27 protein-coding genes are annotated in these 25,607 nt (G+C 59.8%); 15 read left to right on the top strand and 12 right to left on the bottom strand.

Annotated elements, in window-relative coordinates; translation table 11 throughout:
- Window positions 1-48 precede the first annotated feature (48 nt).
- A complete protein-coding gene (locus tag IE087_RS07710; RefSeq protein ID WP_189368728.1) occupies window positions 49-1,125 on the top strand; it encodes a T6SS phospholipase effector Tle1-like catalytic domain-containing protein in 1,077 nt (358 codons plus the stop codon).
- Here the strand turns inward: IE087_RS07710 and serS are convergent.
- Together serS and IE087_RS07700 are read right to left on the bottom strand one after the other, a co-directional pair.
- On the bottom strand, window positions 1,122-2,414 hold the full coding sequence (gene serS, locus IE087_RS07705) for a serine--tRNA ligase (protein WP_189368727.1): 1,293 nt from the start codon (window positions 2,412-2,414) through the stop codon (window positions 1,122-1,124). The two genes, IE087_RS07710 and serS, sit on opposite strands and share 4 nt — an antisense overlap.
- Before the next feature lie 325 nt (window positions 2,415-2,739).
- Complete coding sequence (locus IE087_RS07700; RefSeq protein WP_189368726.1) at window positions 2,740-4,089, bottom strand: pentapeptide repeat-containing protein; 1,350 nt, start codon at window positions 4,087-4,089, stop codon at window positions 2,740-2,742.
- A 169-nt stretch (window positions 4,090-4,258) separates the two neighbouring features.
- Between IE087_RS07700 and yajC the strand changes: the two genes are divergently transcribed.
- From yajC to IE087_RS07650, 10 genes are all read left to right on the top strand, one after another.
- Complete coding sequence (gene yajC / locus IE087_RS07695; RefSeq protein ID WP_189368725.1) at window positions 4,259-4,537, top strand: preprotein translocase subunit YajC; 279 nt, start codon at window positions 4,259-4,261, stop codon at window positions 4,535-4,537.
- A complete protein-coding gene (gene secD, locus IE087_RS07690) occupies window positions 4,537-6,201 on the top strand; it encodes a protein translocase subunit SecD (RefSeq protein ID WP_189368724.1) in 1,665 nt (554 codons plus the stop codon). Before yajC ends, secD begins: the two co-directional genes overlap by 1 nt.
- A 1-nt stretch (window position 6,202) precedes the next feature.
- Window positions 6,203-7,171: a protein translocase subunit SecF gene (gene secF, locus IE087_RS07685; protein ID WP_189368723.1), complete on the top strand. Its 969-nt coding sequence runs from the start codon at window positions 6,203-6,205 to the stop codon at window positions 7,169-7,171.
- A 73-nt stretch (window positions 7,172-7,244) separates the two neighbouring features.
- Complete coding sequence (locus IE087_RS07680; protein WP_189368722.1) at window positions 7,245-8,015, top strand: sulfite exporter TauE/SafE family protein; 771 nt, start codon at window positions 7,245-7,247, stop codon at window positions 8,013-8,015.
- Window positions 8,002-8,355 (top strand): Mth938-like domain-containing protein, encoded by a 354-nt coding sequence (locus IE087_RS07675; RefSeq protein WP_189368721.1) that lies wholly within the window; start codon window positions 8,002-8,004, stop codon window positions 8,353-8,355. The genes IE087_RS07680 and IE087_RS07675 overlap by 14 nt, the downstream gene beginning before the upstream one ends.
- Before the next feature lie 110 nt (window positions 8,356-8,465).
- Window positions 8,466-9,080: a heme ABC exporter ATP-binding protein CcmA gene (ccmA, locus tag IE087_RS07670; protein ID WP_189368720.1), complete on the top strand. Its 615-nt coding sequence runs from the start codon at window positions 8,466-8,468 to the stop codon at window positions 9,078-9,080.
- On the top strand, window positions 9,077-9,733 hold the full coding sequence (ccmB, locus tag IE087_RS07665; protein WP_189368719.1) for a heme exporter protein CcmB: 657 nt from the start codon (window positions 9,077-9,079) through the stop codon (window positions 9,731-9,733). The genes ccmA and ccmB overlap by 4 nt, the downstream gene beginning before the upstream one ends.
- 47 nt (window positions 9,734-9,780) lie before the next feature.
- On the top strand, window positions 9,781-10,533 hold the full coding sequence (locus IE087_RS07660) for a heme ABC transporter permease (RefSeq protein ID WP_189368718.1): 753 nt from the start codon (window positions 9,781-9,783) through the stop codon (window positions 10,531-10,533).
- The gene (ccmD, locus tag IE087_RS07655) at window positions 10,533-10,688 is read left to right on the top strand and encodes a heme exporter protein CcmD (RefSeq protein ID WP_189368717.1); all 156 of its coding nucleotides are present in this window, start codon (window positions 10,533-10,535) and stop codon (window positions 10,686-10,688) included. The genes IE087_RS07660 and ccmD overlap by 1 nt, the downstream gene beginning before the upstream one ends.
- Window positions 10,681-11,220, top strand: a complete 540-nt coding sequence (locus IE087_RS07650; RefSeq protein ID WP_189368716.1) for a DsbE family thiol:disulfide interchange protein — start codon at window positions 10,681-10,683, stop codon at window positions 11,218-11,220. The genes ccmD and IE087_RS07650 overlap by 8 nt, the downstream gene beginning before the upstream one ends.
- A gap of 267 nt (window positions 11,221-11,487) precedes the next feature.
- On the opposite strand, the gene IE087_RS07645 is transcribed toward IE087_RS07650, so the two are convergent.
- A complete protein-coding gene (locus IE087_RS07645) occupies window positions 11,488-12,189 on the bottom strand; it encodes an SDR family NAD(P)-dependent oxidoreductase (protein WP_189368715.1) in 702 nt (233 codons plus the stop codon).
- Window positions 12,190-12,251: 62 nt separating this feature from the next.
- Complete coding sequence (gene acnA, locus IE087_RS07640) at window positions 12,252-14,939, bottom strand: aconitate hydratase AcnA (protein WP_189368714.1); 2,688 nt, start codon at window positions 14,937-14,939, stop codon at window positions 12,252-12,254.
- 253 nt (window positions 14,940-15,192) lie between these two features.
- Between acnA and IE087_RS07635 the strand changes: the two genes are divergently transcribed.
- Window positions 15,193-15,885 carry a DUF1223 domain-containing protein gene (locus IE087_RS07635; protein ID WP_189368713.1) on the top strand — a complete coding sequence of 231 codons (693 nt, stop codon included), beginning with the start codon at window positions 15,193-15,195 and terminating at the stop codon, window positions 15,883-15,885.
- Between the two features lie 6 nt (window positions 15,886-15,891).
- Here IE087_RS07635 and IE087_RS07630 read toward each other — a convergent pair whose 3' ends face one another.
- The 6 genes from IE087_RS07630 to purB all read right to left on the bottom strand — a co-directional run bounded on the left by IE087_RS07630 (window position 15,892) and on the right by purB (window position 21,315).
- On the bottom strand, window positions 15,892-16,788 hold the full coding sequence (locus tag IE087_RS07630; protein ID WP_189368712.1) for a lysophospholipid acyltransferase family protein: 897 nt from the start codon (window positions 16,786-16,788) through the stop codon (window positions 15,892-15,894).
- Between the two features lie 25 nt (window positions 16,789-16,813).
- Entirely contained in the window at window positions 16,814-17,671 is an 858-nt protein-coding gene (locus IE087_RS07625; protein ID WP_189368711.1) for a DMT family transporter, read from the bottom strand.
- 133 nt (window positions 17,672-17,804) lie between these two features.
- Window positions 17,805-18,884 carry a flagellar motor switch protein FliG gene (locus tag IE087_RS07620; protein WP_189368710.1) on the bottom strand — a complete coding sequence of 360 codons (1,080 nt, stop codon included), beginning with the start codon at window positions 18,882-18,884 and terminating at the stop codon, window positions 17,805-17,807.
- Window positions 18,885-18,955: 71 nt separating this feature from the next.
- Window positions 18,956-19,561, bottom strand: coding sequence for a tetratricopeptide repeat protein (locus tag IE087_RS07615; protein WP_189368709.1), 606 nt, complete (start codon window positions 19,559-19,561; stop codon window positions 18,956-18,958).
- Window positions 19,562-19,647: 86 nt separating this feature from the next.
- Window positions 19,648-19,812 (bottom strand): carbohydrate-binding module family 14 protein, encoded by a 165-nt coding sequence (locus tag IE087_RS07610; protein ID WP_189368708.1) that lies wholly within the window; start codon window positions 19,810-19,812, stop codon window positions 19,648-19,650.
- A gap of 195 nt (window positions 19,813-20,007) precedes the next feature.
- On the bottom strand, window positions 20,008-21,315 hold the full coding sequence (gene purB, locus IE087_RS07605; protein ID WP_189368707.1) for an adenylosuccinate lyase: 1,308 nt from the start codon (window positions 21,313-21,315) through the stop codon (window positions 20,008-20,010).
- Between the two features lie 81 nt (window positions 21,316-21,396).
- Between purB and IE087_RS07600 the strand changes: the two genes are divergently transcribed.
- The 3 genes from IE087_RS07600 to IE087_RS07590 all read left to right on the top strand — a co-directional run bounded on the left by IE087_RS07600 (window position 21,397) and on the right by IE087_RS07590 (window position 22,817).
- Complete coding sequence (locus IE087_RS07600) at window positions 21,397-21,729, top strand: hypothetical protein (protein WP_189368706.1); 333 nt, start codon at window positions 21,397-21,399, stop codon at window positions 21,727-21,729.
- Window positions 21,719-22,126 (top strand): DUF6314 family protein, encoded by a 408-nt coding sequence (locus tag IE087_RS07595; RefSeq protein WP_189368705.1) that lies wholly within the window; start codon window positions 21,719-21,721, stop codon window positions 22,124-22,126. Before IE087_RS07600 ends, IE087_RS07595 begins: the two co-directional genes overlap by 11 nt.
- 91 nt (window positions 22,127-22,217) lie before the next feature.
- Entirely contained in the window at window positions 22,218-22,817 is a 600-nt protein-coding gene (locus IE087_RS07590; protein ID WP_189368704.1) for a biotin transporter BioY, read from the top strand.
- A 95-nt stretch (window positions 22,818-22,912) separates the two neighbouring features.
- Here the strand turns inward: IE087_RS07590 and IE087_RS07585 are convergent, their stop codons facing one another.
- Complete coding sequence (locus IE087_RS07585) at window positions 22,913-24,148, bottom strand: bifunctional alpha/beta hydrolase/OsmC family protein (RefSeq protein ID WP_189368703.1); 1,236 nt, start codon at window positions 24,146-24,148, stop codon at window positions 22,913-22,915.
- A gap of 154 nt (window positions 24,149-24,302) precedes the next feature.
- A complete protein-coding gene (locus IE087_RS07580; protein ID WP_189368702.1) occupies window positions 24,303-25,607 on the bottom strand; it encodes a tryptophan 7-halogenase in 1,305 nt (434 codons plus the stop codon).

Below are 25,607 nucleotides of genomic sequence, written 5' to 3'. Positions count from 1 at the left end.
TTGTCATACATTAGTGCTTTCGACTTTATTTCAAGGACTTGAATAGATATGACCCGCATTGCGATTTTTTGTGACGGGACTTGGAACTCTCCCGATATCCAGGAACCGACAAGTGTCCACAAGTTGAAACGTGCTTTGGTCAGTGACCCGGCACTCGGACAGGTGGCGGCCTATTTCCCGGGGATCGGTACAGATGATCGGTTTGATGGCCCGGTCAAAAAGTTTTTCAACAAGTACGGTGGTGGCGCCTTTGGTTGGGGGCTCGATGCCAAGGTCAAACAGGCGTACCAGTTCCTGGCGCAGGCCTATCAGCCGGGTGATGAGATCTATCTGTTTGGTTTTTCCCGCGGGGCGTTTACCGCACGGTCTGTGGCGGGCATGATCCGCAAGTGTGGGATTATCGACGACACCAGCGCGGATGGAGTCAACGCGGCTTTTGATCTCTATCGCAAGCGGGGCAAGAGGAACAACCCTGATGCCCCACATATCCGAGAAGCCCGGAGAGAGATGTCGCCACGGTTTGCAACGTCTGTCACGGACATGGCGTGGCGCGACGACACCTCCCGGCTCGTCGAGATTTCTTATCTTGGTGTCTGGGACACAGTGGGTGCGCGGGGTATTCCACCGTCCTTGCTGGGGCCCATCGCATCAATGTGGAACCGCCAGTACAAGTTTCACGACATGGCTTTGTCGAGCCTTGTGCAGTCTGCGCGCCATGCGCTTGCATTGGATGAACGGCGCGTCCTGTACAAGCCTGCGAAATGGGACAATTTGGATGGCGACAGTGGATTGAACGAAGGCGACACAGGGCCGCTGCGCGCTTACCAGCAGATGTGGTTTGTCGGGAACCACAGCATTGTGGGCGGCTCCGGTGCGGAGCAACCATTGTCGATGATTGCACTGGATTGGGTTGTGCAAGGCGCAGGGCGGTTGACGTTGGCGCCAGACATCAAGTTCCCGCCAAGTGACCCCGACCCACTGGTGGATGCTCCGGCGATCAAGTTCAAATGGTCATTGTTGAAGAAGTGGCGCCAAGGTCCTGATCAACCTTGGGAAATTCATCCTTCGGTACAGGAGCGCAGGCAGGGGCGGCAGGATTACCGCCCCAAGTCCTTGCGTATCTAAACGAGTGTTCCATCTGCTGTCAGCGTTGTCTTGCCGCCCAGGTAAGGGGCGAGTGCCGATGGCAGTCGAACCGAACCATCATCCTGCTGACCGTTTTCCAGTACAGCGATCAGGCAGCGGCCCACTGCAAGGCCGGATCCGTTTAGTGTATGAACAAACTGCGGTTTTCCGCCATCAGCGGGTTTGAATCGCGCATTCATACGTCGTGCCTGGAAATCGCCAGTGGTCGAAACCGAGCTGATCTCACGGTAGGTGTTCTGGCCGGGCAACCACGCCTCGATGTCGTAGGTTCGGCGCGCGCCAAAGCCCATGTCACCCGTGCATAGAACGACAGTTCTGTAAGGGATTTCAAGCGCTTCTAAGATACCGTGGGCGCAACCCAGCATCCGCTTTTGCTCGTCTTCTGAGCCATCGGGATGGGTGATCGACACCATCTCGACCTTTTCGAACTGGTGTTGGCGCAACATGCCCGCTGTGTCACGGCCCGCGCTGCCCGCTTCGGAACGGAAGCAGAGGGTGTGGGCGGTTATGCGGATGGGCAGGGCGGTCTCGTCCAGAATGTCGCCTGCGACGGTGTAGGTCAGGGGCACTTCGGAGGTTGGGACAAGCCACATGCCGTCTTCGGTGCGGTAGCTATCTTCGCCAAATTTGGGAAGCTTATCAGTACCATACATGGCATCGTCGCGCACGAGCACGGGGCTGTTCACTTCCGTGAGGCCGTTCTGATCAACATGGGTGTCGATCATGAATTGGGCGAGTGCGCGGTGGATGCGGGCGACCGATCCCTTGAGCATGACGAAGCGGCTGCCGGAGGTTTTGGCGGCGGTTTCGAAGTCCATCGAGGCGCTGACACCTCCGATTTCGAAATGCTCTTTGGGGTCGAAATCAAAGTTTTGCGGGTTGCCCCAGCGATGGATTTCGACGTTGTCATCTTCGTCTGCACCGTCTGGAACGTCGTCGGCTGGCAGGTTGGCGATGCGCGCAAGGGCGTCGGTCAGCTCGGCGTCAAGCGCCTTGGCCTCCTCCTGCATTTGCGCGATTTCCGATTTCTTTTCAGCGACTAAGGCGCGGAGGCGTTGGAATTCATCCTCGTCCCCACGGCCCTTGGCGGCGCCGACTTCCTTGCTGGCCTTGTTCTGTTCGGCCTGCGCGGTTTCGGCGGCGAGGATCTTGGCCCGCCGTGCTTCGTCCAAAGCGAGCAGAGACGACGACATCGCAGCGTCCCCACGGCGCGCAAGGGCGGCGTCGAAAGCGGCGGGATTCTCGCGAATGGCGCGAATGTCGTGCATTGGTCTGATCCTTTGAGCAGAAGTTTACGGTGCCGCCCCTATGCCCGATCAGGGGGCGGGGGCCAAGAGGTTAAGGCAGCGCGCGGTCTGGGTGTTGCGGGCAAACTGCGATGTTTGGGCCAGAAACTGCGTGTTTTGGTGGGGTGGATATGCGGGGTTTTGAGGGGGGATTGGGGAAACTGCGCATTTTGTGGAGGAAAGTGCGTGTTTTGCGAAGCAGAAATGTGTCAAAGTTTTGCTAACTTTTGTCGGACACTAGGATTTATTGCGACGCATGAATTTTTGGGAAAGCTTTGAGGCCGATAGGGCAATCTAGCATCGGAGCCTAGTCCTCGGGCAAGGTCGTTTGCCAGGTCTTCCATCGCTTCCGAAAACTGGTGGGATCTAGTACTTCTTTAGGCCAATGCTCCGGCCAATCTTCGTGATCTGGGGTAACGCCGTTGGGTAGGGTGATCGAAGCGTCTCCAAACATTGCTTCAATTTGCTCACGAGACAGCAATACATTTCTGTAGTCGGTCGCCCTTGTGGCAGCACCTAGCGTCAGTGATGATGTTAGGTCCGTTTCGTGATCGAGTTGCACCTTTCCCAGGTAAGCACCTTGCAGTTGCGCGCTGCCAAGGAATGTCCCACACAAATTTGCCCCACCCAAATGCGCCTTCTGTAGTTGAGCATGACCAAGACGCGCACCTTGCAGTTGTGTCTGCCGAAGATCCGCGCGCTGTAGTTTTGCTTCACCTAGTCCTGCCAGTCTTAGATTCGCCGAACGGAGTAATGCGCCCTGCAGTTTTGCGTTTTGTAGATTTGCCTTGTCTAGATGCGACTTCTGAAGCCAAACCTGTTGCCAATTCACGCTACGCAGGTCTGCTGTTTGTAGGTTAGCACCGCGCAGGTCTATTGCTCCATTTGTGAGTGAAACCTGAGTCGCCTCTGGCAACCGCCCCAAAGTTTGTGCTGCTTTTTCAAGATCAGACCTTAGTTTTGGCAGAGATTCAGCCCAATTCGCTATTTTTTTGAGTGGGGCTCCGGTCGGCAGTTCACGGGCAGGTAGTACACTGCCGATTTCACGAACATAGACGGACAAAAGACTGGCAATGCGTGCAATTTCCTTAGTGTTTTCATACGCAAGGCCCTCGAGCCGGTCGATGGCAGCGTTGCGTTGGACGACGTCATCTTCCCAGAAGTCTTGGTGCAATTTGTAGCTGCCGCTCGGGACGACAGCTTTAGTCACTTGCCTCCTTGCATAGAGACCCTTGGTTGCCTCGCCAATTTTGTCGTTGAGCAAGCTTTCACGGGCCAGTCCCAGCCGTACGAGCGTTAGTGGAAAAGCGATTACAGCACCTAGCACCGCTGTCAGGCCGCCGATCCTGAGAACATAAAACAGTTGGTCGCTGGTGCGCCCGAATGCTTCAAGTGTGGCGATGATCATGCCTAGTAGACCGAGTAGAAGGATGCCCACGAGTGTCAGGTAGATGATGAGGCCAACCAGCATTGCTACCGGAGGAATGCGCCCAAGCCCGAGCGATGCACGCAGTTTGTGCAATCGACCTTTCTCTCCTCTGCCTTCGGGAAGGGTGAGGTAGATCAGCCATGACATGATACCTATGCCGATCATAGTCAGTAGCCCAAGCGCCCAAACGCGCGGCAGGGTAAGCGAGAGTGTCAATGGTTCGTCCATCCTACCATTCTGACGCGAATGTGCGTCGGGCAAAAGGTCCTAAGCATCGCAAGGATGATCTGTCGCCCTTGAAAACCCCTTTGTGCCTTGCGCTGACCCGCCCCCGCCCATAGGTTCTGCCAAACTCTGAAGCGGGCCAGAATCCGCCCCAAGACCAAGGACAATTCCCATGGAAGCCATCGGCCAGTTTATTCCCCTGATCCTGATCTTTGCGATCATGTATTTCCTGCTGATCCGCCCTCAGCAAAAGAAGGTCAAAGAGCATGCTGCCATGGTCGAGGCGCTGCGCCGGGGTGATCAGGTGGTGACCCAGGGAGGCCTGATCGGCAAGGTCTCCAAGGTCAAGGAAGACAATGAGGTCGAGGTGGAGCTGGCTGAGGGCGTGAAGGTCCGCGTTGTCAAGTCCACCATCGCGCAGGTTCTGAACAAAACCGAGCCTGCGAAGTAATGCTTCAGATCGAGAGCTGGAAACGGGTTCTGATTTGGTCCTTATGTGCTCTGGGCCTGATCCTTGCCTTGCCGAACGGGTTTTACACCCGCGTTGAGCAGCACAATGATGCGGCCCAGGCCATTGAGCTGGGCGCGGACACGCCTGAGAAGCAGGAGATACTGGCGCAATGGCCGGGCTTTATGCCGTCGGCGCTGGTGAACCTTGGGTTGGACCTGCGGGGCGGGGCGCATTTGCTGGCCGAGGTGCAGGTCGAGGATGTCTATGCCAGCCGTATGGAGGCGAGCTGGCCCGAGATCCGGGATATTCTGCGCCCCGAGCGGGCGACCATTGGCACCATTCGGTTGCAGCCTTCGGCGCCGGACGAGTTGCGCATTCGCATTGGTGAGCCCGCGGGCTTGCAGCGTGCTTTGCAAGTCGTGCGAACCCTTGCCCAACCGGTGCAGACCCTGACGGGTGTGGGGGCCAACGACATTGTTGTGCGTGCCGATGGGACGGACGTGATTGTCGTGTCCCTGAGTGATGAGGAAAAGCTGGCCTCGGACGAGCGGACGGTGCAGCAGTCGCTGGAAATCGTGCGTCGCCGGATTGACGAGGTGGGCACGCGGGAGCCGACCATTCAGCGGCAGGGTGCGCAGCGGATTCTTATTCAGGTGCCGGGCATTGGCTCGGCTGCTGAGTTGAAAGAGATCATTGGGACCACCGCACAGTTGACGTTCAACCCGGTTGTGAACCGGACATCTGATGAGAATGCGGCACCGGGCATCGGTAACAAGCTGGTGCCATCTCTGGATGAACCCGGCCTGTTTTATGTGATCGAAAGCGCGCCTGTTGTGACGGGCGAAGACTTGGTCGATGCGCAGCCGAGCTTTGACCAGAATGGGAGCCCTGCGGTGTCTTTCCGCTTTAACACGACTGGTGCACGTCGTTTTGGCGACTACACGGCAGAGAATATCGGGTCGCCCTTTGCCATTGTGCTGGATGATGAGGTCGTGTCGGCCCCGGTCATCCAGAGCCATATTCCGGGTGGCTCGGGCATCATCACGGGGAACTTCAATGTCGAGGAATCGACCAACCTGGCCGTTTTGTTGCGGGCGGGTGCCTTGCCTGCCGAACTGACATTCCTTGAGGAACGGACAATCGGGCCGGAACTTGGGCAGGACAGCATTGATGCAGGCAAGATCGCGACCATGGTCGCCTTTGCCGCAGTGCTGGTGTTCATGGGCCTGAGCTATGGCTTGTTTGGCCTTTTTGCCAACGTCGCGCTGATCATCAACATCGGTCTGATCTTTGGCCTTTTGAGCATGATCGGAGCCACACTGACATTGCCGGGTATTGCGGGGATCGTGCTGACCGTGGGTATGGCGGTGGACGCCAATGTGCTGGTGTTCGAGCGCATCCGGGAAGAGCTGAAATCGGCGCGGGGGCCCGCGCGGGCCATCGAGCTTGGCTATGAAAAGGCGTTGTCGGCCATTCTGGACGCCAACATCACGACCTTCATCACGGCTGTGATCTTGTTTGCCATGGGCTCGGGTCCGGTGCGCGGGTTCGCGATCACGCTGGGTCTGGGCATTCTGACGTCCGTGTTTACCGCGATCTTCGTGACGCGGTTGATGGTGGTGATGTGGTTTGAACGCCGCCGCCCCAAGACAATCGAGGTGTAAGATGCGACTGAAGCTGGTCAAACAGGGCACCACTTTCGATTTCTTCAGCCGGTGGAAGATATGGTTGGGTATCTCGGCGTTGATGATGGTGGTGGGCTTTGCGTCCTTTGCCATTCAGGGGTTGAACTTTGGCATCGATTTCCGAGGCGGCACAACGATCCGGACCGACAGTACGCAACCCGTGGACATTGGTGGATACCGCGACGCGATGGCGGTGCTGGAGCTGGGCGACATTTCAATCACCGAGGTGTTCGATCCCACATTTGATGCCGATCAGAACGTAGCGATGATCCGCATCCAAGCTCAGGAAGGGCAGGAGGCAGTGACGCCCGAGACCATCCGCGACGTGCAGGCGGCACTGTCCGCTGCGGTGCCGGATATCAAGTTCGTGTCGGTCGAGTCCGTTGGTCCGAAAGTGTCGGGTGAATTGATCCAGACTGCGGCCATTGCGGTGGTTTTGGCCATCGGGGCGGTTCTGATTTACATCTGGCTGCGCTTTGAGTGGCAGTTCGCGCTGGGGGCCGTGGCGGCCCTTGTGCACGACGTGATCCTGACCATCGGTGTGTTCTCGGAACTGCAGATCAAGTTCGATCTGGCCATCATCGCGGCGTTGCTGACCATCGTGGGCTATTCGCTGAACGACACGGTCGTGGTGTTTGACCGCGTGCGGGAGAACCTGCGCAAGTATAAGAAAAAGCCGCTAAACGAAGTTCTGAACATCTCGATCAACGAGACGCTGAGCCGGACGGTCATGACCTCGGTCACGACGTTGCTGGCGCTGATTTCGCTGTACGTGCTCGGCGGTGACGTGATCCGCGGGTTTGTGTTTGCGATGATCTGGGGTGTGATCGTGGGCACCTATTCGTCGGTCTTTGTCGCATCGACCATCCTGCTGTGGTTGGGCGTCAAGCGGGACTGGTCCAAGCCGGACGCCAACGCGGGCAACCAGTTTGCAAATGTGGATGCGTGAGGCAGCACTGGCCTAGATGCGGTTGCGAACTGGCCCTAACGCGCATTCAATACGGCCATCACCTTAGAGGGTGATGGCACATCTCATCACCGAAAGCCTTGCTTTGCCCGGTTTGGGCTGGCTGATTGCGGCCATTGTAGCCGCTGGGCTGGTGCGTGGTTTTGCCGGGTTCGGGTCGGGCATGATCATCATGGCGGCGGCGAGTTCGGTGCTGTCGCCCTTCGCCGCCCTTGCGTTCCTGGTTGTTGTCGAGTTCTGGGGGCCGCTGCCCAATCTGCGCGCCGCGTGGCGGGATGGGGATCTGAACGAAGCGAAGTTCCTGCTGCTGGGGGTGGCCGTCGGTATGCCTTTGGGGTTGTGGACCTTGTCCTTTGTCGCGCCGGAGGTGTTTGGCTGGGGAGTGTCTGTGGCCATTCTGTTCCTGCTGGCCGCCCTGATGTCCGGATGGCGGTATACGGGTCCGATGGGGCCGCGCATGATTGCCGGTGTCGGCACCTTTGGCGGCTTTCTTGGCGGGCTGGCCGGTATTCCGGGGCCACCTGTGATCCTGCTGTATATGGCGTCTGCCAAAGCCATTGCCGTAATCCGCGCCAATTTCCTGCTGTATCTGCTGGGCATCGACGTGATGATGCTGGGCATCTTTTGGGTCTTTGACTTGCTGGATGCGCAGGCCGTGATCATTGGGCTGGTTCTGGTGCCGCTTTACATGGTGGCGAATGTTGCGGGCGCGTGGCTGTTTGACCCAAAGGCCGAGCGACTTTTTCGGGCCGTGGCCTATATCGTCATCGCGGCTTCGGCTATTCTGGGGCTGCCGATTTGGGAGATGGGTCATGCGCCTCAATGAGATCACATATACCGACGCGCAACCGGTCGAGGGTTATGGCCCCGGCTTTTTCCGCATTGGTGGAGAGGTGATTGAGGGTGGTTTGTTGACCGCGCCAACCGGGACGGGCGCCTGGGGCGGGTATGAGGACCTTGAACCGCTGTTGGCCCTGGCCGGGCAGGTGGATGTTCTGTTCATGGGCACGGGGGCGGAGATTGCGCATATTCCATCTGAGCTGCGGTCCCAACTGGAGGGGGCCGGTCTGGGGGTCGAGGTGATGTCATCCCCATCTGCTGCGCGGACCTACAATGTGCTTTTGAGTGAAGGGCGGCGCATTGCGCTGGCCGTTCTGCCTGTTTGAACGCGGAGAGGGGGCCAGCCCCCCGGCTGCGCCGTCCCCCGGAGTTTATTTGGCAAGATGAAGGTGGATCGGGGCTTTTGACAGGCGCCTCAATCGGTTAGCCATGCGTTATGGAATTGAAAGTCACTGATCTGGCTGTGGGCCGTGGTGGTGTGCCGGTGCTGGCGGGGGTTTCTTTTTCCCTGACGACGGGGCAGGCGCTGGTGCTGCGGGGGCCGAACGGGTCGGGCAAGACCACGCTGTTGCGCACTGTGGCTGGTTTGCAAGTGCCGATGGCCGGGCAGGTGCATAGGGCCGAGGACCGGATTGCCTATGCTGCCCATGCGGATGGGTTGAAAGCGGCGCTGACCGTGGCAGAGAACCTGCGGTTTTGGGCGTCGGTGTTTGGGCAGTCGGATATTGCGCCTGCCTTGGCTGCCTTTGATCTGGAGGACTTGGTGGAGCGTCGGGCCGGGCAGTTGTCGGCGGGGCAGAAGCGGCGTTTGGGTCTGGCGCGGCTGATGGTGACGGGCCGCGACGTCTGGGTGCTGGATGAGCCGACCGTGTCTTTGGACACAGCCTCGGTCGCGCTGTTTGCAGATGCTGTGCGGGGGCATCTGGCGCATGGGGGATCGGCGTTGATGGCGACCCATATTGATCTGGGGATCGAGGCCGAGACGTTGGATGTGTCGGGTTTTCGTGCAGCGGCGGCACAGATGGCGTCAGCCGATGAGGCGTTTCTGTGAGGGCGCTGTTTTTCCGTGATCTGGCGCTGGCGCTGCGGGCCGGGGGCGGCTTTGGTCTGGGGTTGGCGTTTTTCCTGATTGTCGTGGTGTTGGTGCCGTTCAGCGTGGGGCCGCAATCGGCTTTGCTGACCGAAATTGCGCCGGGGGTGTTGTGGTTGGGGGCGCTTTTGGCCTGCCTGTTGTCCTTGGATCGGTTGTTGGCCGTGGACTGGGAAGACGGCGCACTGGATTTGCTTGCGACGTCACCCTTGCCATTGGAAGGCATTGTTGCGGTGAAGGCCGCGGCGCATTGGGTGACAACCGGATTGCCGTTAGTGCTGGCCGCGCCTGTGTTGGGGGTTCTGCTGAACTTGGCGCCGTCGGGCTATGGCGTTTTGGTGTTGAGCTTGGCACTTGGCACGCCAGCCTTGTCGATGATCGGGGCGTTTGGGGCGGCACTGACCGTGGGGATCAAGCGGGGTGGGTTGTTGTTGTCGCTTTTGGTGCTGCCGCTTTATGTGCCCACGTTGATCTTTGGGGCCGAGGCGGCGCGGCGGGCGGCGCAGGGTCTTGATCCTGCCACGCCGCTGTTTCTTTTGGCGGGGATCACCCTGGCTGTTTTGGCCGCGATGCCATTTGCCGCGGGGGCTGTGTTACGGGTGAACCTGCGGTAACGTCGATGTCGATTGAGAAGGGACAAGCGAGGGTTTAGAAACAAGCCATGTCACTTTGGGAATATGCCAATCCAGTCAAGTTTTTGCGCCTGAGCGAGCGGGTGCAACCATGGCTGTGGGCCGGGGCCGCCATCTGTTTGGGTGTGGGGCTGGTCTGGGGGTTCTTTTTCACGCCGGATGATTTTCGGCAGGGATCGACCGTGAAGATCATCTATCTGCATGTGCCGTCTGCGCTGATGGCGATCAATGCGTGGTTCATGATGCTGGTGGCCTCGCTGATCTGGATTGTCCGTCGGCACCATGTGTCGGCTTTGGCGGCCAAGGCGGCCGCACCTGTTGGCATCGTGATGACATTGATTGCGCTGTTCACCGGCGCGATCTGGGGGCAGCCGATGTGGGGGACATGGTGGGCGTGGGACCCGCGCCTGACGTCTTTCCTAATCCTGTTCCTGTTCTACCTGGGTTATGTCGCCTTGTGGGAGGCCATTGAGGACCCGGATACGGCGGCGGATCTGACAGCGATCCTATGCTTGGTGGGCACCGTCTTTGCCGTATTGAGCCGTTATGCGGTGCTGTTCTGGAACCAGGGGTTGCATCAAGGCGCGTCGCTGTCGCTGGACAAGGAAGAGAACGTGGCTGACGTGTTCTATTTCCCGCTGCTGGTGTGCATCGGGGGCTTTGTCTTACTGTTTCTGGCTTTGGTCCTGTACCGCACCGGCACCGAGATCCGGTTGCGGCGGACGCGGGCGTTGATGGCGCGCGAAACCCGGAGTGCGACCTTGCGGGCAGAGGAGGCGTGATGCCTGATCTTGGGAAATACGCTGATGCTGTGCTGTCGGCCTATGCCGTGTCGATCCTGCTTTTGGTGGGTATCGTCGTGCTGACCCTGTGGCGGGGACGGCAGGCACGGGCCGAGATGGATGCGGTCGAGAGACGGAGCGGGCGGAATGGCTAAGCTTTCGCCGTTGATGCTGGCGCCTATCGGCATCTTTGCCGGTTTCGTTGCGCTGGCGGCTGTGGGTATGTTTCGCGACAATCCCGATGAATTGCCATCAACCCGTGTGGGTGCCCCGGCACCGCCGCTGACGGATGCGCAGCTGGCCGATTTCACACCCGTGGCAGAGGGGGATCTGGCGCGAGGCGAGGTGACGCTGGTGAACTTCTGGGCGTCGTGGTGTCCGCCATGTCGGGCAGAGCATCCGAAGCTGTTGGAGATGGCGGCAGAGGGGATGCCGATCATTGGGGTCAATTTCCGGGATACAGAAGGGCCTGCATCCAAGTATCTTGAGGAGGATGGTAATCCGTTTGTTGCGGTTGCCTTTGATCCGGCGGCGCGGTCAGCCATTGACTGGGGCGTCACAGCCCCGCCGGAGACCTTTATTCTGGATGCGGATGGCACGGTCTTGTTCCGGTACCAGGGGCCGTTGATCGGGTCGGACTATGAAAACCGGTTTTTGCCAGAGCTGGAAAAAGCGCTGTCAAATTGAGCGCCTTGCGGCGCGTTTCATTGTGATCCGCCTTGTGCCTTCTGGTTGGAAGCTATGCGATCGGGTGCCCTTGTGATTTCCGTCGGGAGCCTCCGGCGGGTTTTTTTTGAAACAGGGAATTCGGACCGGTCCGCGCAGCGGCAAACACTCCGGGGGAGTCCCTCTCGCGCATCGCTGTGCGATACGCTGCCGGGCATCGCGCGCACCTGTACGGCACGCTTGTTGAGGTCCGGATGGGTGGAGCCCCGGGACCCGTTCGCGCCTTGATCAGAGGCGGTAGCCTGCGTTGACGTCCAGGATGACGCCGGTGATGGCTGCGGCCGCGTCGGAGGCGAGAAATCGGACGGCGGCGGCGATATCTTCGGGTGTGGCCATGCGGCCAAGGGCCGAATCCTTGATGAAAATGTCCGTGATATCCTTGGGGCGGGTGGCTTCGGGGGTGTTTATGGCCCCCGGTGCTACAGCATTTACGCGGATACCTTTAGGCCCCAGTGTTTTGGCTGCAATTTTGGTCCAGGTGTCGACGGCGGCCTTGCTGGCCGAATAGCTGTGCGCGACCATGGCGGGCAGGCGGGCGTTTTGGGACGAGATGTTGACGATCGCAGCGCCCGGTTTCAGGTGGTCGAGCGCTGCGGCGACCAACCCCATTGGTGCGTTTACGTTGACGTTGAAATTGGTCTCCACCGTTTGGGCGTCGTAGTTTTCCGCGTCGTCGGTCAGTATGCTGCCCGCGTTGTTCACGATCAGGTCGAGACTGCCAAAACGGTTGATGACTTGTTCGGGCAACGCCGCCGTCGCCTCTGGGTTGGCCAGATCGACTTGAAAGGCAGCGATATCGGGGCAGTCCCTGAGCAGGGGCGTGGGATTGGTGCCGCGCCAAGTGATGGCGACATGGTGATCCTTTGCGAGGTCGGTGGCGATGGCGCGTCCAAGCCCGCGCACGGCGCCGGTGATCAGTGCGGTTTTCATGGCATTCTCCCAACAAAAAGGGTGCCCCGAGGGGCACCCGTTCTGGTGGTATCAAAGCCAGCCTAGGCGGCAGATGCAAGGTTGCGCAGCACGTAGTGCAGAACGCCGCCATGCTCGATGTATTCGATCTCGATCGCGGTATCGATCCGGCATTTCAGCATGATGTCGTGCACGGTGCCGTCCGCCTTGGTGATGGTGCAAGGCACCTCTTGCAGCGGCTGGATCGTGTCGAGGCCGGAGATGCTGACCGTTTCTTCTCCGGTCAGGCCGAGTGTCTTGCGGGTGTCGCCGTTGGTGAACTCGAACGGGATGACACCCATGCCAACGAGGTTCGAGCGGTGGATACGTTCGAACGATTCAGCGATCACCGCCTTGACGCCCAAGAGCGCTGTGCCCTTGGCCGCCCAGTCGCGCGAGCTGCCTGCGCCGTATTGCTCGCCGCCAAAGATCACAAGCGGCGTGCCGTTGTCCTGATGCGCCATGGACGCATCGAAGATCGAGGTCTGTTCGCCATCAGGACCCTTGGTATAGCCGCCTTCGACGCCGTCCAGCATCTCGTTCTTGATGCGGATGTTGGCGAAGGTGCCGCGCATCATGATCTCGTGGTTGCCGCGACGCGAACCGTAGGAGTTGAATTCACGTGGCGCGACCTGGCGTTCGGTCAGGTAGCGGCCCGCGGGCGTGCTTTCCTTGAACGACCCGGCGGGGCTGATGTGGTCCGTGGTGATCATGTCACCGAGCACGGCCAGAACCTTGGCCCCTTCGATGTTGGTGATCACACCCGGTTCGGGCGACATGCCCTGGAAGTAGGGCGGGTTCTGGACATAGGTGGATTGCGGCGGCCAGTCATAGGTTTTCTGATCGGTCGTTTCCACACCTTGCCATTTCTCGTCGCCTTTGAAGACGTCGGCGTATTTGGTCAGGAAGGCTTCGCGCGTGACTGTTGCTTCGACCAGTTCCGCGATTTCCTGGCTGGAGGGCCAGATGTCTTTCAGGAAGACATCGTTGCCGTCCTTGTCCTGCCCCAGCGGTTCGGAGGTCAGATCAATGTCGAGCGTGCCGGCCAGCGCATAGGCCACCACGAGCGGTGGGGACGCGAGGTAGTTGGCGCGCACGTCGGGCGAAATCCGCCCTTCGAAGTTGCGGTTGCCCGACAGCACCGAGGTCGCGACGAGATCGCCGTCTGCGATGGCCTTGGACAGTTCGGCCTGAATGGGGCCGGAGTTGCCGATACAGGTGGTGCAGCCATAGCCCACGAGGTTGAAGCCAATCTTGTCGAGGTCTTCTTGCAGGCCCGCGGCTTCAAGATAGGCCGACACAACCTGCGATCCCGGTGCGAGCGAGGTTTTGACCCATGGTTTGCGATCCAGACCCAGCGCAGCCGCCTTGCGTGCCACAAGGCCCGCGCCGATCATCACGTAGGGGTTTGATGTGTTGGTGCAGGAGGTGATCGACGCGATCACGACCTTGCCCGATTCCATGGTATAATCTTCGCCGTCAACGGCGACTTCCTTGCCCATGGGACGCTTGAAGGTCTCTTCCATTTCCTTGTGGAAGGCCGTTTTGGCGTCCGTCAGGGCTACGTAATCCTGCGGGCGTTTGGGCCCCGAGATGGCAGGCACGATTGTGCCCATGTCGAGGTGCAGGGTGTCGGTGTAAATCGGAGCGTAATCGTCGCCGCGCCAGAACCCGTTTTCCTTGGCATAGGCTTCGACCAGCGCGATGCGGTCTTCGTCCCGGCCGGTGTTGCGCAGGTAGCGCAGGGTTTCGTTGTCGATCGGGAAGAAGCCGCAGGTGGCGCCGTATTCGGGGGCCATGTTTGCGATCGTTGCCCGGTCGGCCAGCGGCAGGCGGTTCAGCCCTTCGCCGTAGAATTCGACGAATTTGCCGACCACGCCCTTTTCGCGCAGCATTTCCACGACCTTCAACACGAGGTCGGTGCCTGTGGTGCCTTCGACCATGGAACCGGTCAATTCAAATCCGATCACTTCGGGGATCAGCATCGAAATGGGTTGGCCGAGCATGGCGGCCTCAGCTTCGATCCCGCCAACACCCCAGCCGAGGACGGCGGCGCCGTTGACCATGGTTGTGTGGCTGTCGGTGCCCACAAGCGTGTCGGGATAGGCCACCTCGGCCCCGTTCTGGTCGGTGTCGGTCCAGACGGTTTGGGCCAGATATTCCAGGTTCACCTGGTGGCAGATACCGGTGCCGGGGGGAACGACGCGGAAGTTGTTAAACGCCGACTGACCCCATTTGAGGAACGTGTAGCGTTCCATGTTGCGTTCGTATTCGCGGTCCACGTTCATCTGGAAGGCGCGGGGATTGCCGAACTCGTCGATCATGACCGAGTGGTCGATCACGAGATCAACGGGGTTCAGCGGGTTGATCTTTTCCGGGTCACCGCCGAGAGCCACCAGACCGTCACGCATGGCGGCAAGGTCCACGACCGCAGGCACGCCGGTGAAATCCTGCATCAGCACGCGGGCGGGTCGATAGGCAATTTCGCGGGGGTTCTTGCCGCCCTTGGCACCCCATTCTGCGAAGGCCTTGATGTCGTCGACGCTGACGGTCTTGCCGTCTTCGAACCGCAGCATGTTTTCCAGCACCACCTTGAGGGCGGCCGGCAGGTTGGAAAAGTCGCCCAGGCCCGCATCCGTGGCTGCGGGGATCGAATAGTAGTCGATTGAGTGATCGCCAACAGTCAGCGTTTTGCGCGTTTTTGCGGTGTCTTGACCTACGGTGATGGGCATGGGCTATCTTCCTTTCCTAAACGGATGGGGCAATGACTTGGCAGTGTCATGCCTTGAAATGGCGTGTGCGATCAACTGGATTTAGGGTGTCTGTGCCAAATTTGTATACCATTGCATACAGTTTTTCATACGCATTCCTGTGATCGGCCTGTCACATACGCTCAACAAACCTTGATTGGCAGTTCGGAACAGTCTTTCTTAATTAAGCGGTACAGGACGAAACCCAACCGACAACAGGTAGTACGCCCCTTTGATGCATCGTTTGATCCCTCTTGCCTTTGCGGCCTTTGCCAGCTTGGTCAATCCCGCCTCGGCGCAGTCGCCTGTGGTGGTCGAACTGTTTACGTCACAGGGGTGTTCGTCATGTCCGCCTGCGGACAAGCTGATGCACGAGTTGGCCAAGCGGGATGATGTGATCGCCTTGGCGCTGCATGTGGACTATTGGGACTATATCGGCTGGAAAGATGAGTTTGCGGATCCTGCCTATGCCAAGCGGCAGCGTGGATATGCTGTTCAGGCCGGTCGTCGGTCTGTCTATACCCCACAGATGATCATCAATGGCCAGACCGATATTGTCGGGGCACGTCCGATGGAGTTGTCGCGTGTCATTTCGGACTATGCGGGCAAGGCGACGCCAGTCACCCTTGAGGTGACGCGGAGCGGGGACCGGGTGCAGATCGTAGCACAGAGCAGTGAGGCCAATGGGCCGCTTGTCGTGCAGATGTTGCGGTACACACCGGAACGGACAGCGCGCATCACGCGCGGCGAGAACGCAGGCCACACGATTTCCTATGCCAATGTCACGGAAGACTGGAAAATCCTGCAAGAATGGGATGGCATCACCGATCTGGCCATTGAAGCGGATGCGCCCGGCGAAAAGCCGTTGGTTGTGATGGTGCAGAAGGGGCTGAACGGCCCGATTTTGGCTGCCTCTCAGCTTCGCTAACTGTCTCTAATGGCTGCCTGCCCGCCAACGGCGGGCGACCCAAAGCCATTGGGCCGGGTTCGATCTGATCCGCGCACTGATGCTGTCATTCATGGCTTGAGTCATGGTCAGCGCATCGGAATGCGGGATCGGGTTTTCCATCACACATTGGAAGCTCAGGCCGTCTGCATTCCGGATGCCGTAGAACGGGACCAGCAACGCGTCATAGCGCAGAGCCAGTTCGGCGGCAGAGACGGCCGTGTGGGCCGGGTGCCCGAGAAAGTCCAGAACGGGCGCTTGATACACATGTTGATCAAAGAGCAGAACCAGCTGGCCGCCTGATTTCAGGTGCCGCACGAAGCCCGCCGTGCCCTTGCGGCCCCGTGGAAAGACCGGACCGCCAAAGGCCTGCATCGTGCGGACATAGTGCGCGTTGAAATAGGGGTTCGACATGTCGCGGTAGAGCCCGCCAACCTTGAACCCTCGTCCCACAAGGGCTGCGCGCAGGGCTTCGTAATTGCCGAAATGCCCGGTCACCAGGATCACGGGTTGCCCGGTTTCGGTCGCCTTGACCATCGCGTCAAATCCCGGGCCTTCGATGGGGGCATCCTTTTGACGGGCCAGTAAGGTGCGGGTCGAGTAGTTTTCGATCAGGGTGCGCCCGACATTCCCGAGACTTTCCCGCGCGATGCGCTGGTGTTCGGCGTGTGGCAGGTGCGGCATAGCAAAGGCGATGTGATCGACAGCGCGCCGGTGGAACCCGGCGGCGGGTCCCACGATGCGCGACATGATCCACCCCATGAACGGCACGCGCAGGCGGTAGGGCAGCGCCAGGGCAGTGCCGATGCAGGTGCGCGCCACGGCGTTGGTGGCGAGGTAGGCGAGCTTGACGCGCCAGGGCAGGTCTTCAGGATCGTATCGCATCAAGGTCCGTGATCTGAGCGTGCCGTCAACCGGCCCGTGTTTCCCGATGCCAGACATAAATCCCTGCCCCCGCGATCACAAGCGCGCCTATGAGCGTCGGCACGTCAGGCCATTCGCTGAATAAGAGTACCCCCCAGATCACGGCCGCTATCAGACCTACATAGTTGAAGGGCGCCAGCAATCCGGCCTCGGCCTGTGACAGGGCGCGGATCAACATCAATTGTCCCATGGTCCCAAAGATGCCGATTACCCCAAGCAATACGATGGATTGAGTGGTTGGCATGGTCATGTGAAAGGGGACAAGGCCGCTGATGATCACCGACCCGATCAGCCCGGTGTAGAATAGGGAAGTCCAGACATCTTCGTCAGGACCGACACGCCGGGTGATCAGTGTATAGCCTGCAAAGCAGAAGGCGGCGGCGAGCGGAAGAAGGGCAGCGGCTTGAAACACATCGGTGCCGGGACGGATGATGATGAGCGCACCAAGTAGCGCCGCGGCAATGGCACCAATGCGGCGCGGTCCCAACCTTTCCTGCAGAAACAGTGCCCCACCAAGCTTGATCAGGACGGGATTGAGGGCCATGACAGCTGTGGCCTCGGCCAACCCAATGCGCCCAAGTGCTGAAAAGAAAAAGAATGTAGCAAGCATCAGCAGAATGGAACGCGCGATTTGCAACTTGGGATACCGACTGCGCACCACTTGCCGCAGGCGAGGCGCAACCAGAACCAATACGATCAGCATCTGACCGGCATAGCGCGCCCATAGTGCGGGCAGTGCGCCCGTCGACGGAGACACCGCCTTGACTGCAACATCCATGATGCCAAAGCACAAAATGGCCGTGATGGTCAGCAGAATAGCACGGGAAGGATTTGATGGCTGCATCCGTGCCGCTTACGCGGCGCGGTGATCGGTGTCGAGTAGGTGATCGCGGGCAAGGGACCGCCCTGATAAAGATCAGCACCAATCGCTTTTTCCAACCGGCGGAGACACGGGCAGGAAAAGGCCCAGTTCGGCCTTACTCTTCCTCCTCTTGGGTAATCAGGATCAGATCGCCGCTCGCCTCCATGTCCCTGATCGCCTTGACCACATTTCCCATTGCAGCTTCGACATCGGCCGGTTTCGGGGTGCCCGCTTCCTCCACCTCTTCTCGCAACTGATCTGCCATACGCGCGGACATGTTGGTCAGGATAAACTCGGCGGAGTCGTCGGACCCCATGGCGGGAGCCCCGGCAAAAGCGACAATCAGATCGCCTTGTTCCACATTGCGCAGAATGCGCGGCACATCGCGGGGTTCGATGCGGGTGGGGATATTTTCGAACGTGAAGATGGCTTTGCGCACGGCCGTCGCGAACCCTTCATCGGTTTCGTCCAACCCGGCAAGCATATCGTCGCGCGTGATCGAGGTTGACGAGTTGAGGATCGCGCCAACCCGTTCGACCGGACCGTCATCAAACGCTCGCGGTGGCTGTACTTCCATTTGTGTGGCCAGCGACAGGCCGATCCGTTCAACGGCTTCTGGGGTGACAGCGCCGGTCTGCGAGACGGCATAGGTGATTTGGCGCGCCCGCGGACCTGGAAGCAGTCCCAGGAGCTGCGCCGCCTTGGTCACGTCCAGTTTCGACAGCATGACGGCTGCGATCTCAACCGCTTCTTCTTCAAGAATGGGCAGGAGCGTTTCTGGATTCATTTCGCGGATGCGCTGCCATGGATCGCCCCCGCGTTTCACACCTGCCTCTTTGCGCAGACGCGCCGCTGTCTGCGCGCTGATCTTGCCATCAAGCGCGTCCAGCGCGCCGGCGACACTGCCCGGCAGGCTGAGACCGACGCGTTCGACCTCTTCCGCGAATTCGCTGGCAACCATCTGCAAAGTGTCGCGATCCACTACACGCATGGAACCCATCGCCTTGGTCAGATGCGCTTGCAGGTCTTCTGGCAGCTCTTCCAGCGGGATATCTGCCCCCTCGTTCAGAAGCAGTCGCACGACGATGGCAGCCTTGGCCCGGCGCGAAAGGGAGGGTGGGGTCCGGGTAGAAGAAAAACCGCCACCCTGCTGCACTGGGGCAGGGGTGGCGGACACGGGTACCAGTTCGGTCATGTCCTGCCTCGAAACGATTTGATGTCGTTTTGGCAGGCAAAGGTTGAGAATCCCTCAACCCAGACCGGGGATCAGTAGTTGTACGTGGTCCCTGTTTCGATGGCGTCACGCAGGCTGGCTTCGGCCCAGGTGCCAGCCCCGCCGCGCGCCTGGATTTCACGCAATTGGGTCAGGGCGGCGACCTTGTCCCCTTCGAGAACCTTGCCTTGGCCCATATAGGAGCGGGCGAGAATGTTGTCGGGGTTCGCATCGATGGCCTGCTGGTAGTAGACGTTGGCCAGTTCAAGCTGGCCGGTCTTGCGCGCTGTGAAGCCGCGATAGGTCAGCACGCGGTCTTCTGCCTGGTCGGGCATCTGGTCGAGCACGGTGTTGGCCTCGTTGTAACGGCCCGCATAGGCCAGTTCGCGCACGGCTTTGTAGAGCTCATCGGCATCCAGATAGGATGTCTTGTCAGGGCGCACGCATTTGCCGATGGTCGCGTCCCAAACCCCGTTCACGGGCTGCGAAAAGCGGACATAGGCCTTTTTGTCGGGATCCCATTGGCGCGCCTGCAAGCAGTTCTGCGTGGTCTCGGTCTTCTTGGGTTTTGCATTGTCGTTGCCGCCTGCGGCAAAGCTGCTGGTGGGCAGGGCCAGCGGGAGGGCGATGGCCGTGGTCAGGATCAGGGTGCGCAGCATGGGAAGTCTCCGTATTGGATGCGTCGGGTATGATGCAGAGACAACCCGACGCCTCCGGTTTTTATGCGATCACGAAATCGTGAGCATTATCCAGTCGCGGTGACACAGCGGTTTGTGTCGGCGTCGTAGACCGTGCCTTCGGCACAGGACATCGCTTGCTGTTCGTGTTTGCCATAGTTGCAGCCCATGGCGAATGTCAGCGTCGGGGCGAGGGTGAGCGCCAGTGCCACCACAAGGGTCTTGGTCTTCATCTGTCCTCTCCTTTGTCTTGGGTGGCGCAAAGGTAGTTCAGAGACAGTGATCCGCCAAAGAAAAACGCAAACAGGCGCATCGTGATGCGCCTTACTGCATGCAATCTGCGCGAAAGCGGGTAAGGCGGAGGTGTCCTCCGCCGCATATTTCAGGGCGCGAAAACCGTAAGGCGGACGTGTCGTCCGCCCTGCAGGTCAGCCTTCGGCGAACACCCGGGCAAAGATCGTGTCGACATGCTTGGTGTGATAGCCAAGGTCGAACTTCTCTTCGATCTCTTCCTTGCTGAGCGCGGCGGTCACATCCGCATCAGCCAGCAATTCCTCTTTGAAATCAGTGCGGTGTTCCCAGACCTTCAACGCGTTGCGTTGCACCAGAGTATAGGCATCTTCGCGGCTAACACCGGCTTGGGTCAAGGCAAGCAGCACGCGCTGGCTCATCATCAGGCCGGGGAACTTGTTCATGTTCTCCAGCATGTTTTCGGGGAAGATCAGCATCTTGTCGACCACGCTGGTCAGACGTGCCAGCGCAAAGTCGAGCGTGATGGTGGTATCCGGCCCAATCATGCGTTCGACCGAGGAATGGCTGATGTCGCGCTCGTGCCACAGGGCCACGTTTTCCATAGCCGGGATCACGGCAGAGCGCACCATGCGCGCCAATCCGGTCAGGTTTTCCGTCAGAACGGGGTTCTTCTTGTGCGGCATGGCCGATGAACCCTTCTGACCCATGGAGAAGAATTCGGCCCCTTCCAGCACCTCGGTCCGTTGCATGTGCCGGATTTCCAAGGCGATGTTTTCGATCGACGATGCCACAACACCAAGGGTTGCAAAGAAGGCCGCGTGACGGTCGCGGGGGATCACCTGCGTGCTGATGGGTTCGGGGACAAGGCCCAGCTTGTCGCAGACATGTTCTTCGACGGCAGGATCGATATTGGCGAAGGTGCCGACGGCGCCGCTGATGGCGCCTGTCGCAATCTCGGCCCGTGCGTCGCGTATGCGCGACAGGTTGCGGTCCATCTCGGCATAGAAGCGGGCAAAGGTCAGGCCCATGGTCGTGGGCTCTGCATGGATGCCGTGGCTGCGCCCGATGCGGGGGGTGTCCTTGTGTTCAAACGCGCGGCGTTTGAGGGCGGCCAGCAACTCTTCGAGATCGGCAATCAGGATATCGGCGGCGCGGGTGAGCTGCACGTTGAAGCAGGTGTCAAGTACATCCGAGGACGTCATGCCCTGGTGGACAAAGCGCGCCTCGTCACTGCCCACATGTTCAGCCAGGTGGGTGAGAAAGGCGATCACGTCGTGCTTGGTCACGGCTTCGATTTCGTCAATGCGGGCGACGTCGAATTCCACATCTTCAGCCTTCCACACGGCGTCTGCATTTTCGCGGGGGATCACACCGAGATCGGCCATAGCGTCACAGGCATGCGCCTCGATCTCGTACCAGATGCGGAACTTGGTGGCCGGGTCCCAGATCGCAACCATGTCGGGGCGGGAATAACGTGGGATCATGGGGCACCTTTTTGTGACTGTCGGATATCGTGCCGCGTCCTTAGACTGAGGTCCGACGAACGACAAGACGAAGGCTCTGATATGAGACGCTTTGCCCTGATCCTGGCCCTTTTGGGCGGGCCTGTCGCGGCGCAAGACTGGATGCCGATGAGCGGAGAGCAGATTCGCGACGCCTTGACGGGCCGCGTGCTGGCCTATCCCGATACCTCACAGGACTTTCGCGCATCCGGTCGGACCCTCTACATATTCAGGGGCCGTGAAAGCTGGGGATATTGGCGCATCGAAGATGATCGGTATTGCAGCCAATGGCCACCGAATGACATGTGGGCCTGCTACACAATGGATGGCAAGGGTGACCGGTTGCGCTTTGTCGGGCAGGGCGGTGACATCACGGAAGCCAGCTATGCCGACTGATCGGACGTTGGCAGATTTTGTCGGCGAGTGGGCCATCGAGCGTACGATCACGCCCACCGTGGGACCAGTGGCCCGCTTTGAGGGCACCGCACAATGGGCGCCTGCGTCAGATGGGTTGGACTACGTTGAAAGGGGTGTCTTGCAGATGGAAGGCGTCCCCCCAATGCAGGCGGAGCGCAAGTATCACTGGGCGCAGGATCTGTCCGTCTTCTTTGACGACGGGCGTTTCTTTCACAAGGTGCCGCCCTTGGGGGGGCGTACCGAGCATTTCTGTGACCCGGACACCTATGTCGGAACATATGATTTCTTGCCCTGGCCTTCATTCAATGTGACCTGGAAGGTGAGTGGACCGCGCAAGGACTACATCAGCGTGACGCGGTTCAGCCGGAACATCTGACGTGATCGCAAACATTGGCTTTGCGCTTGCAGAAAAGGCCGGGCCTTGGCACAACACGCCCACTTCTTTTTGTCCTGACAGGTGAGGCCTCATGGAAACGACGTGGAATAACAAGGTGCTGAGCGACATGTTTGGCGCAACAGAGGGTACGGCGCTGCGCGTTAAGCAGGCGGCTCTGGTGGTGCTGGGCATCGCATTTCTCGCAGTTGCAGCAAAGATCAAGGTGCCGATGTGGCCCGTTCCGATCACGATGAGCACTTTTGCCGTGCTCAGCGTCGGTGCCGCCTATGGCGCCCGTCTGGGACTGGTCACCATCATGGGCTACATGATCATCGGCGCGCTGGGTTTTGATGTCTTCGCGGGCACCACGGCAGAGACGAATGGTTTGGAATACATGATGGGAGGAACCGGCGGCTATCTGGTCGGTTGGGTTCTGGCCGTGCTCGCGCTCGGTGCGTTGGCGCGCCGTGGCTGGGACCGGTCGGTGCTATGGATGGCGCTGGCGATGTTGATCGGCACCGTGTTGATCTATGTGCCTGGCCTTGCGTGGCTGGGTCAGCTGTATGGCTGGGACAAGCCGATCCTCGCATGGGGCCTGACGCCGTTCCTGATCGGTGATGCGCTGAAGCTGGCGCTGGCCGCGCTGCTTCTGCCGGCTGCGTGGAAGCTGGTTGGCCGCGCCCGCGGCTGATCCTTCCCTTGATCCAAATGAAAGGCGCGGTCCCTGACGGGTCCGCGCCTCGTTTCATTTTAGGGATGAACTTGCGGGTCTGAGCCCCTGATGGTTCAGATGTTTTCAAGGACCCCATCGGATGGCGCCAGTTCAGTCAAAACGTTAGAACTGCGCTCTAACGTTCTGTGAACAGGGCATTTATCTGCAATTTCGAGCAGTCTTTGGCGTTGGCTTTCGTCAAGTTGTCCGGTCAGGCTGATCCGGCGTTTCCATTCGTCGATCTTGTCACCAGACACGGTGCCTGCATCCTGTGCGTGCACCTTGTTGTGGCTGACATCGACATGAACATGATCCAGTGGCCATTCCTTGCGGCGGGCATACATGCGGATCGTCATTGAGGTGCAGGCCGCGAGACCCGCCGACAGCAGACCGTAGGGCGACAGGCCCTGGTTGGTGCCGCCATAGGCGCGCGGTTCGTCTGCCAGGATGTGATGTCGTGTGCCGTGAGTGATGTCTTGCAGGAAGCCCTTTGGGTCGGCTTCGGAACTGCGCACCACGCCTTCGGGCGCACCAATGGGCGGGGCGGGTGGTTTGAGCTGCAGGTATTTCTTGGCCCAGGTGGCGATGATGTCAGCCGCGTATTCGGCGTGTTCGGCCTTGGTCACCAAGTGATCCGCGTCGTCCAGCGTGACAAAGCTTTTGGGATGTTTGGCGGCGAGGAAAATCTCGCTCGCGTTGTCGATGCTGACGATGGAGTCGCGGGGGGCGTGCAGAACCAGCAGCGCTGCATTGAGACGCGCGATGGCGGGTTGCAGGGCTTCTTCGGTCACATCTTCGACAAAGCCTTTGCCGATGCGGAAGGGACGGCCCCCAAGGCTCACTTCGGCCTCACCGCTGGCAAGAATTTCGGGCAGGGCGTCTGCGAAGTTGTGGGTTACGTGTTCCGGGTCGAAAGGTGCACCGATTGTTGCCACGGCCCTGATCTGGTCCAACCGCGCGGTGGCCTTGAGCACGGCTGCACCGCCAAGCGAATGGCCGATCATCAGGGTGGGGGACATGCCCCGATTTTCGAGATAGGCGACAGCTTGCACCAGGTCTTCGACATTCGAGGTGAAGGAGGTGTTGGCAAACTCGCCCTCACTGTGGCCCAGACCGGTAAAATCAAAGCGCAGAACGGCGATGCCCATGGTCGTCAGACGCGCTGCGATCCGGCGCGCGGCCGGGATATCCTTGCCGCAGGTAAAGCAGTGGGCAAAGACCGCCGTGGCCAGATGTGGCCCTTCGGGCAGGTCGAGCCGGGCGTCGAGGGTGCCGGCATGGCCGGGGAATGTGATGCGTTCGGTTGGCATGTGGTGTCTCCTTGTCACGGAGAATGGGGCAGGATGCCTCGCAAAAGAAGGGGCGTGACACAGTTCTCACGCACAGGTGTTGGCCTGACATATCCTGTTTATTACGTCAGGCGGGGTGCGCGGCCTTTTGGCCTGATCTTGGGACTCAGGTTGATCAGGCAGTGGGCACGGTGTCTGCGATATGGGTGAGGTCCTCGATCGCCAGAAGCAGGCGTTCATCGGGGATGTCCGGGAATGTGCTGCGCGCCTGCTGAACAACCTCGATCTGGGACATGGGGTGCTTTGCAGTGTCTGCAATCCAGCGTGCCACGTGACTAGGTACGAAGATCGATCTGTGCCCGTTGGATTTGGAGCGGATCGTGGCGCTTGGGCCTCTGCACACCTGCGCGGATCGGAAACGCCAGAACGGTGCGTTGGACCATCGGCTTTCCGTCCTGTAGGTGCTCCAATGTGTTTTGAGGTAGGCCGCGTGATCCTGGGCAACGCCGTCCAGATAGGCAGGCTTCAACGTGCCTGTGCCAAACAACCAGTCCGCGGCAACCCGCGCGGCCTGAATGCCACCGCCAATGGCATTGGGGATCCCGGATGAGGACAGTGGATCGCGGGCGGCAATAGCGTCCCCGGCGGCGACCATGGGCAGGTTCGGATCACTGCGGCTGAGCAGGCTGGAAAAGGCGGGCAGGGTTTCAAGGCTGAGGCAGTTGTCAATGTCGCCGATCAACTGGCGGATGTGGCGTGTCTGGGACAGGTGGCTGGCCCACACGGTTGGATCTGTGAGGCGCAGCGCATGAATGCGCTCAGCGTCCGAGAACAGGCAGACAATTGTCTGGTCCGACGGCAGCGGGGCAGCGTACCACCAGCCATCTTCAAATGCCTCGACGCGGGTCATCTGTTGCGTGCCTTGTGCACGCGGCAATCGGGTGCTGATGGCGGTTAGTGTGTCATTGCGCTGTCGATGCGCGCCATCACGCAGCGAAAACCGCGACGTGCGCCCGGCAGCGTCAATCACGTAGCGTGCCGTGATGTGCCGACCGCCGAGATCCAGATGCCAGAGGCCATCCTGATGGCGGCACGCGGTCACTGTCACATCGGTTTGCAATGCAACGCCGCGGTGCAACACTTCATCTGCCATCATCTGCTCAAAACGCTGACGATCCAGCGCCCAGCCCGCCCCGTGCAGCGTCAGGATAAAGTCCATGGTGCCAAGGGTGTCGCTGCCCCATGCCGCTTCGCTGCCCAGCAGGCTGAGGCGTTGTTCCTGTTCGAACCGGTCCCACAGGTCGAGATATTGCAGTAGGCCGCGGACGCCGGGTGACAGGGATTCCCCCACCTTGGGCTGCTCATATGCGCCACGTTCTAGGACGGTGACCGAGATGTCGTTGCGCTTGCAAAGGGTCAGTGCGGCGGCGGTGCCCGCAGGCCCGCCGCCGATGATTGCGACATCAAAGTGCTGGTCCAC

This window comes from Tateyamaria omphalii (assembly GCF_014651375.1).
GTDB lineage: Bacteria > Pseudomonadota > Alphaproteobacteria > Rhodobacterales > Rhodobacteraceae > Tateyamaria > Tateyamaria omphalii.
This window is presented reverse-complemented; position numbering and strand designations above follow the sequence as displayed.

Coding starts and splice junctions, on each gene's coding strand:
- IE087_RS07710 (WP_189368728.1), top strand. CDS start 49: ATGACCCGCATTGCGATTTTTTGTGACGGGACTTGGAACTCTCCCGAT.
- serS (WP_189368727.1), bottom strand. CDS start 2,414: ATGCACGACATTCGCGCCATTCGCGAGAATCCCGCCGCTTTCGACGCC.
- IE087_RS07700 (WP_189368726.1), bottom strand. CDS start 4,089: ATGGACGAACCATTGACACTCTCGCTTACCCTGCCGCGCGTTTGGGCG.
- yajC (WP_189368725.1), top strand. CDS start 4,259: ATGGAAGCCATCGGCCAGTTTATTCCCCTGATCCTGATCTTTGCGATC.
- secD (WP_189368724.1), top strand. CDS start 4,537: ATGCTTCAGATCGAGAGCTGGAAACGGGTTCTGATTTGGTCCTTATGT.
- secF (WP_189368723.1), top strand. CDS start 6,203: ATGCGACTGAAGCTGGTCAAACAGGGCACCACTTTCGATTTCTTCAGC.
- IE087_RS07680 (WP_189368722.1), top strand. CDS start 7,245: ATGGCACATCTCATCACCGAAAGCCTTGCTTTGCCCGGTTTGGGCTGG.
- IE087_RS07675 (WP_189368721.1), top strand. CDS start 8,002: ATGCGCCTCAATGAGATCACATATACCGACGCGCAACCGGTCGAGGGT.
- ccmA (WP_189368720.1), top strand. CDS start 8,466: ATGGAATTGAAAGTCACTGATCTGGCTGTGGGCCGTGGTGGTGTGCCG.
- IE087_RS07660 (WP_189368718.1), top strand. CDS start 9,781: ATGTCACTTTGGGAATATGCCAATCCAGTCAAGTTTTTGCGCCTGAGC.
- ccmD (WP_189368717.1), top strand. CDS start 10,533: ATGCCTGATCTTGGGAAATACGCTGATGCTGTGCTGTCGGCCTATGCC.
- IE087_RS07650 (WP_189368716.1), top strand. CDS start 10,681: ATGGCTAAGCTTTCGCCGTTGATGCTGGCGCCTATCGGCATCTTTGCC.
- IE087_RS07645 (WP_189368715.1), bottom strand. CDS start 12,189: ATGAAAACCGCACTGATCACCGGCGCCGTGCGCGGGCTTGGACGCGCC.
- acnA (WP_189368714.1), bottom strand. CDS start 14,939: ATGCCCATCACCGTAGGTCAAGACACCGCAAAAACGCGCAAAACGCTG.
- IE087_RS07635 (WP_189368713.1), top strand. CDS start 15,193: ATGCATCGTTTGATCCCTCTTGCCTTTGCGGCCTTTGCCAGCTTGGTC.
- IE087_RS07630 (WP_189368712.1), bottom strand. CDS start 16,788: ATGCGATACGATCCTGAAGACCTGCCCTGGCGCGTCAAGCTCGCCTAC.
- IE087_RS07625 (WP_189368711.1), bottom strand. CDS start 17,671: ATGCAGCCATCAAATCCTTCCCGTGCTATTCTGCTGACCATCACGGCC.
- IE087_RS07620 (WP_189368710.1), bottom strand. CDS start 18,884: ATGACCGAACTGGTACCCGTGTCCGCCACCCCTGCCCCAGTGCAGCAG.
- IE087_RS07615 (WP_189368709.1), bottom strand. CDS start 19,561: ATGCTGCGCACCCTGATCCTGACCACGGCCATCGCCCTCCCGCTGGCC.
- IE087_RS07610 (WP_189368708.1), bottom strand. CDS start 19,812: ATGAAGACCAAGACCCTTGTGGTGGCACTGGCGCTCACCCTCGCCCCG.
- purB (WP_189368707.1), bottom strand. CDS start 21,315: ATGATCCCACGTTATTCCCGCCCCGACATGGTTGCGATCTGGGACCCG.
- IE087_RS07600 (WP_189368706.1), top strand. CDS start 21,397: ATGAGACGCTTTGCCCTGATCCTGGCCCTTTTGGGCGGGCCTGTCGCG.
- IE087_RS07595 (WP_189368705.1), top strand. CDS start 21,719: ATGCCGACTGATCGGACGTTGGCAGATTTTGTCGGCGAGTGGGCCATC.
- IE087_RS07590 (WP_189368704.1), top strand. CDS start 22,218: ATGGAAACGACGTGGAATAACAAGGTGCTGAGCGACATGTTTGGCGCA.
- IE087_RS07585 (WP_189368703.1), bottom strand. CDS start 24,148: ATGCCAACCGAACGCATCACATTCCCCGGCCATGCCGGCACCCTCGAC.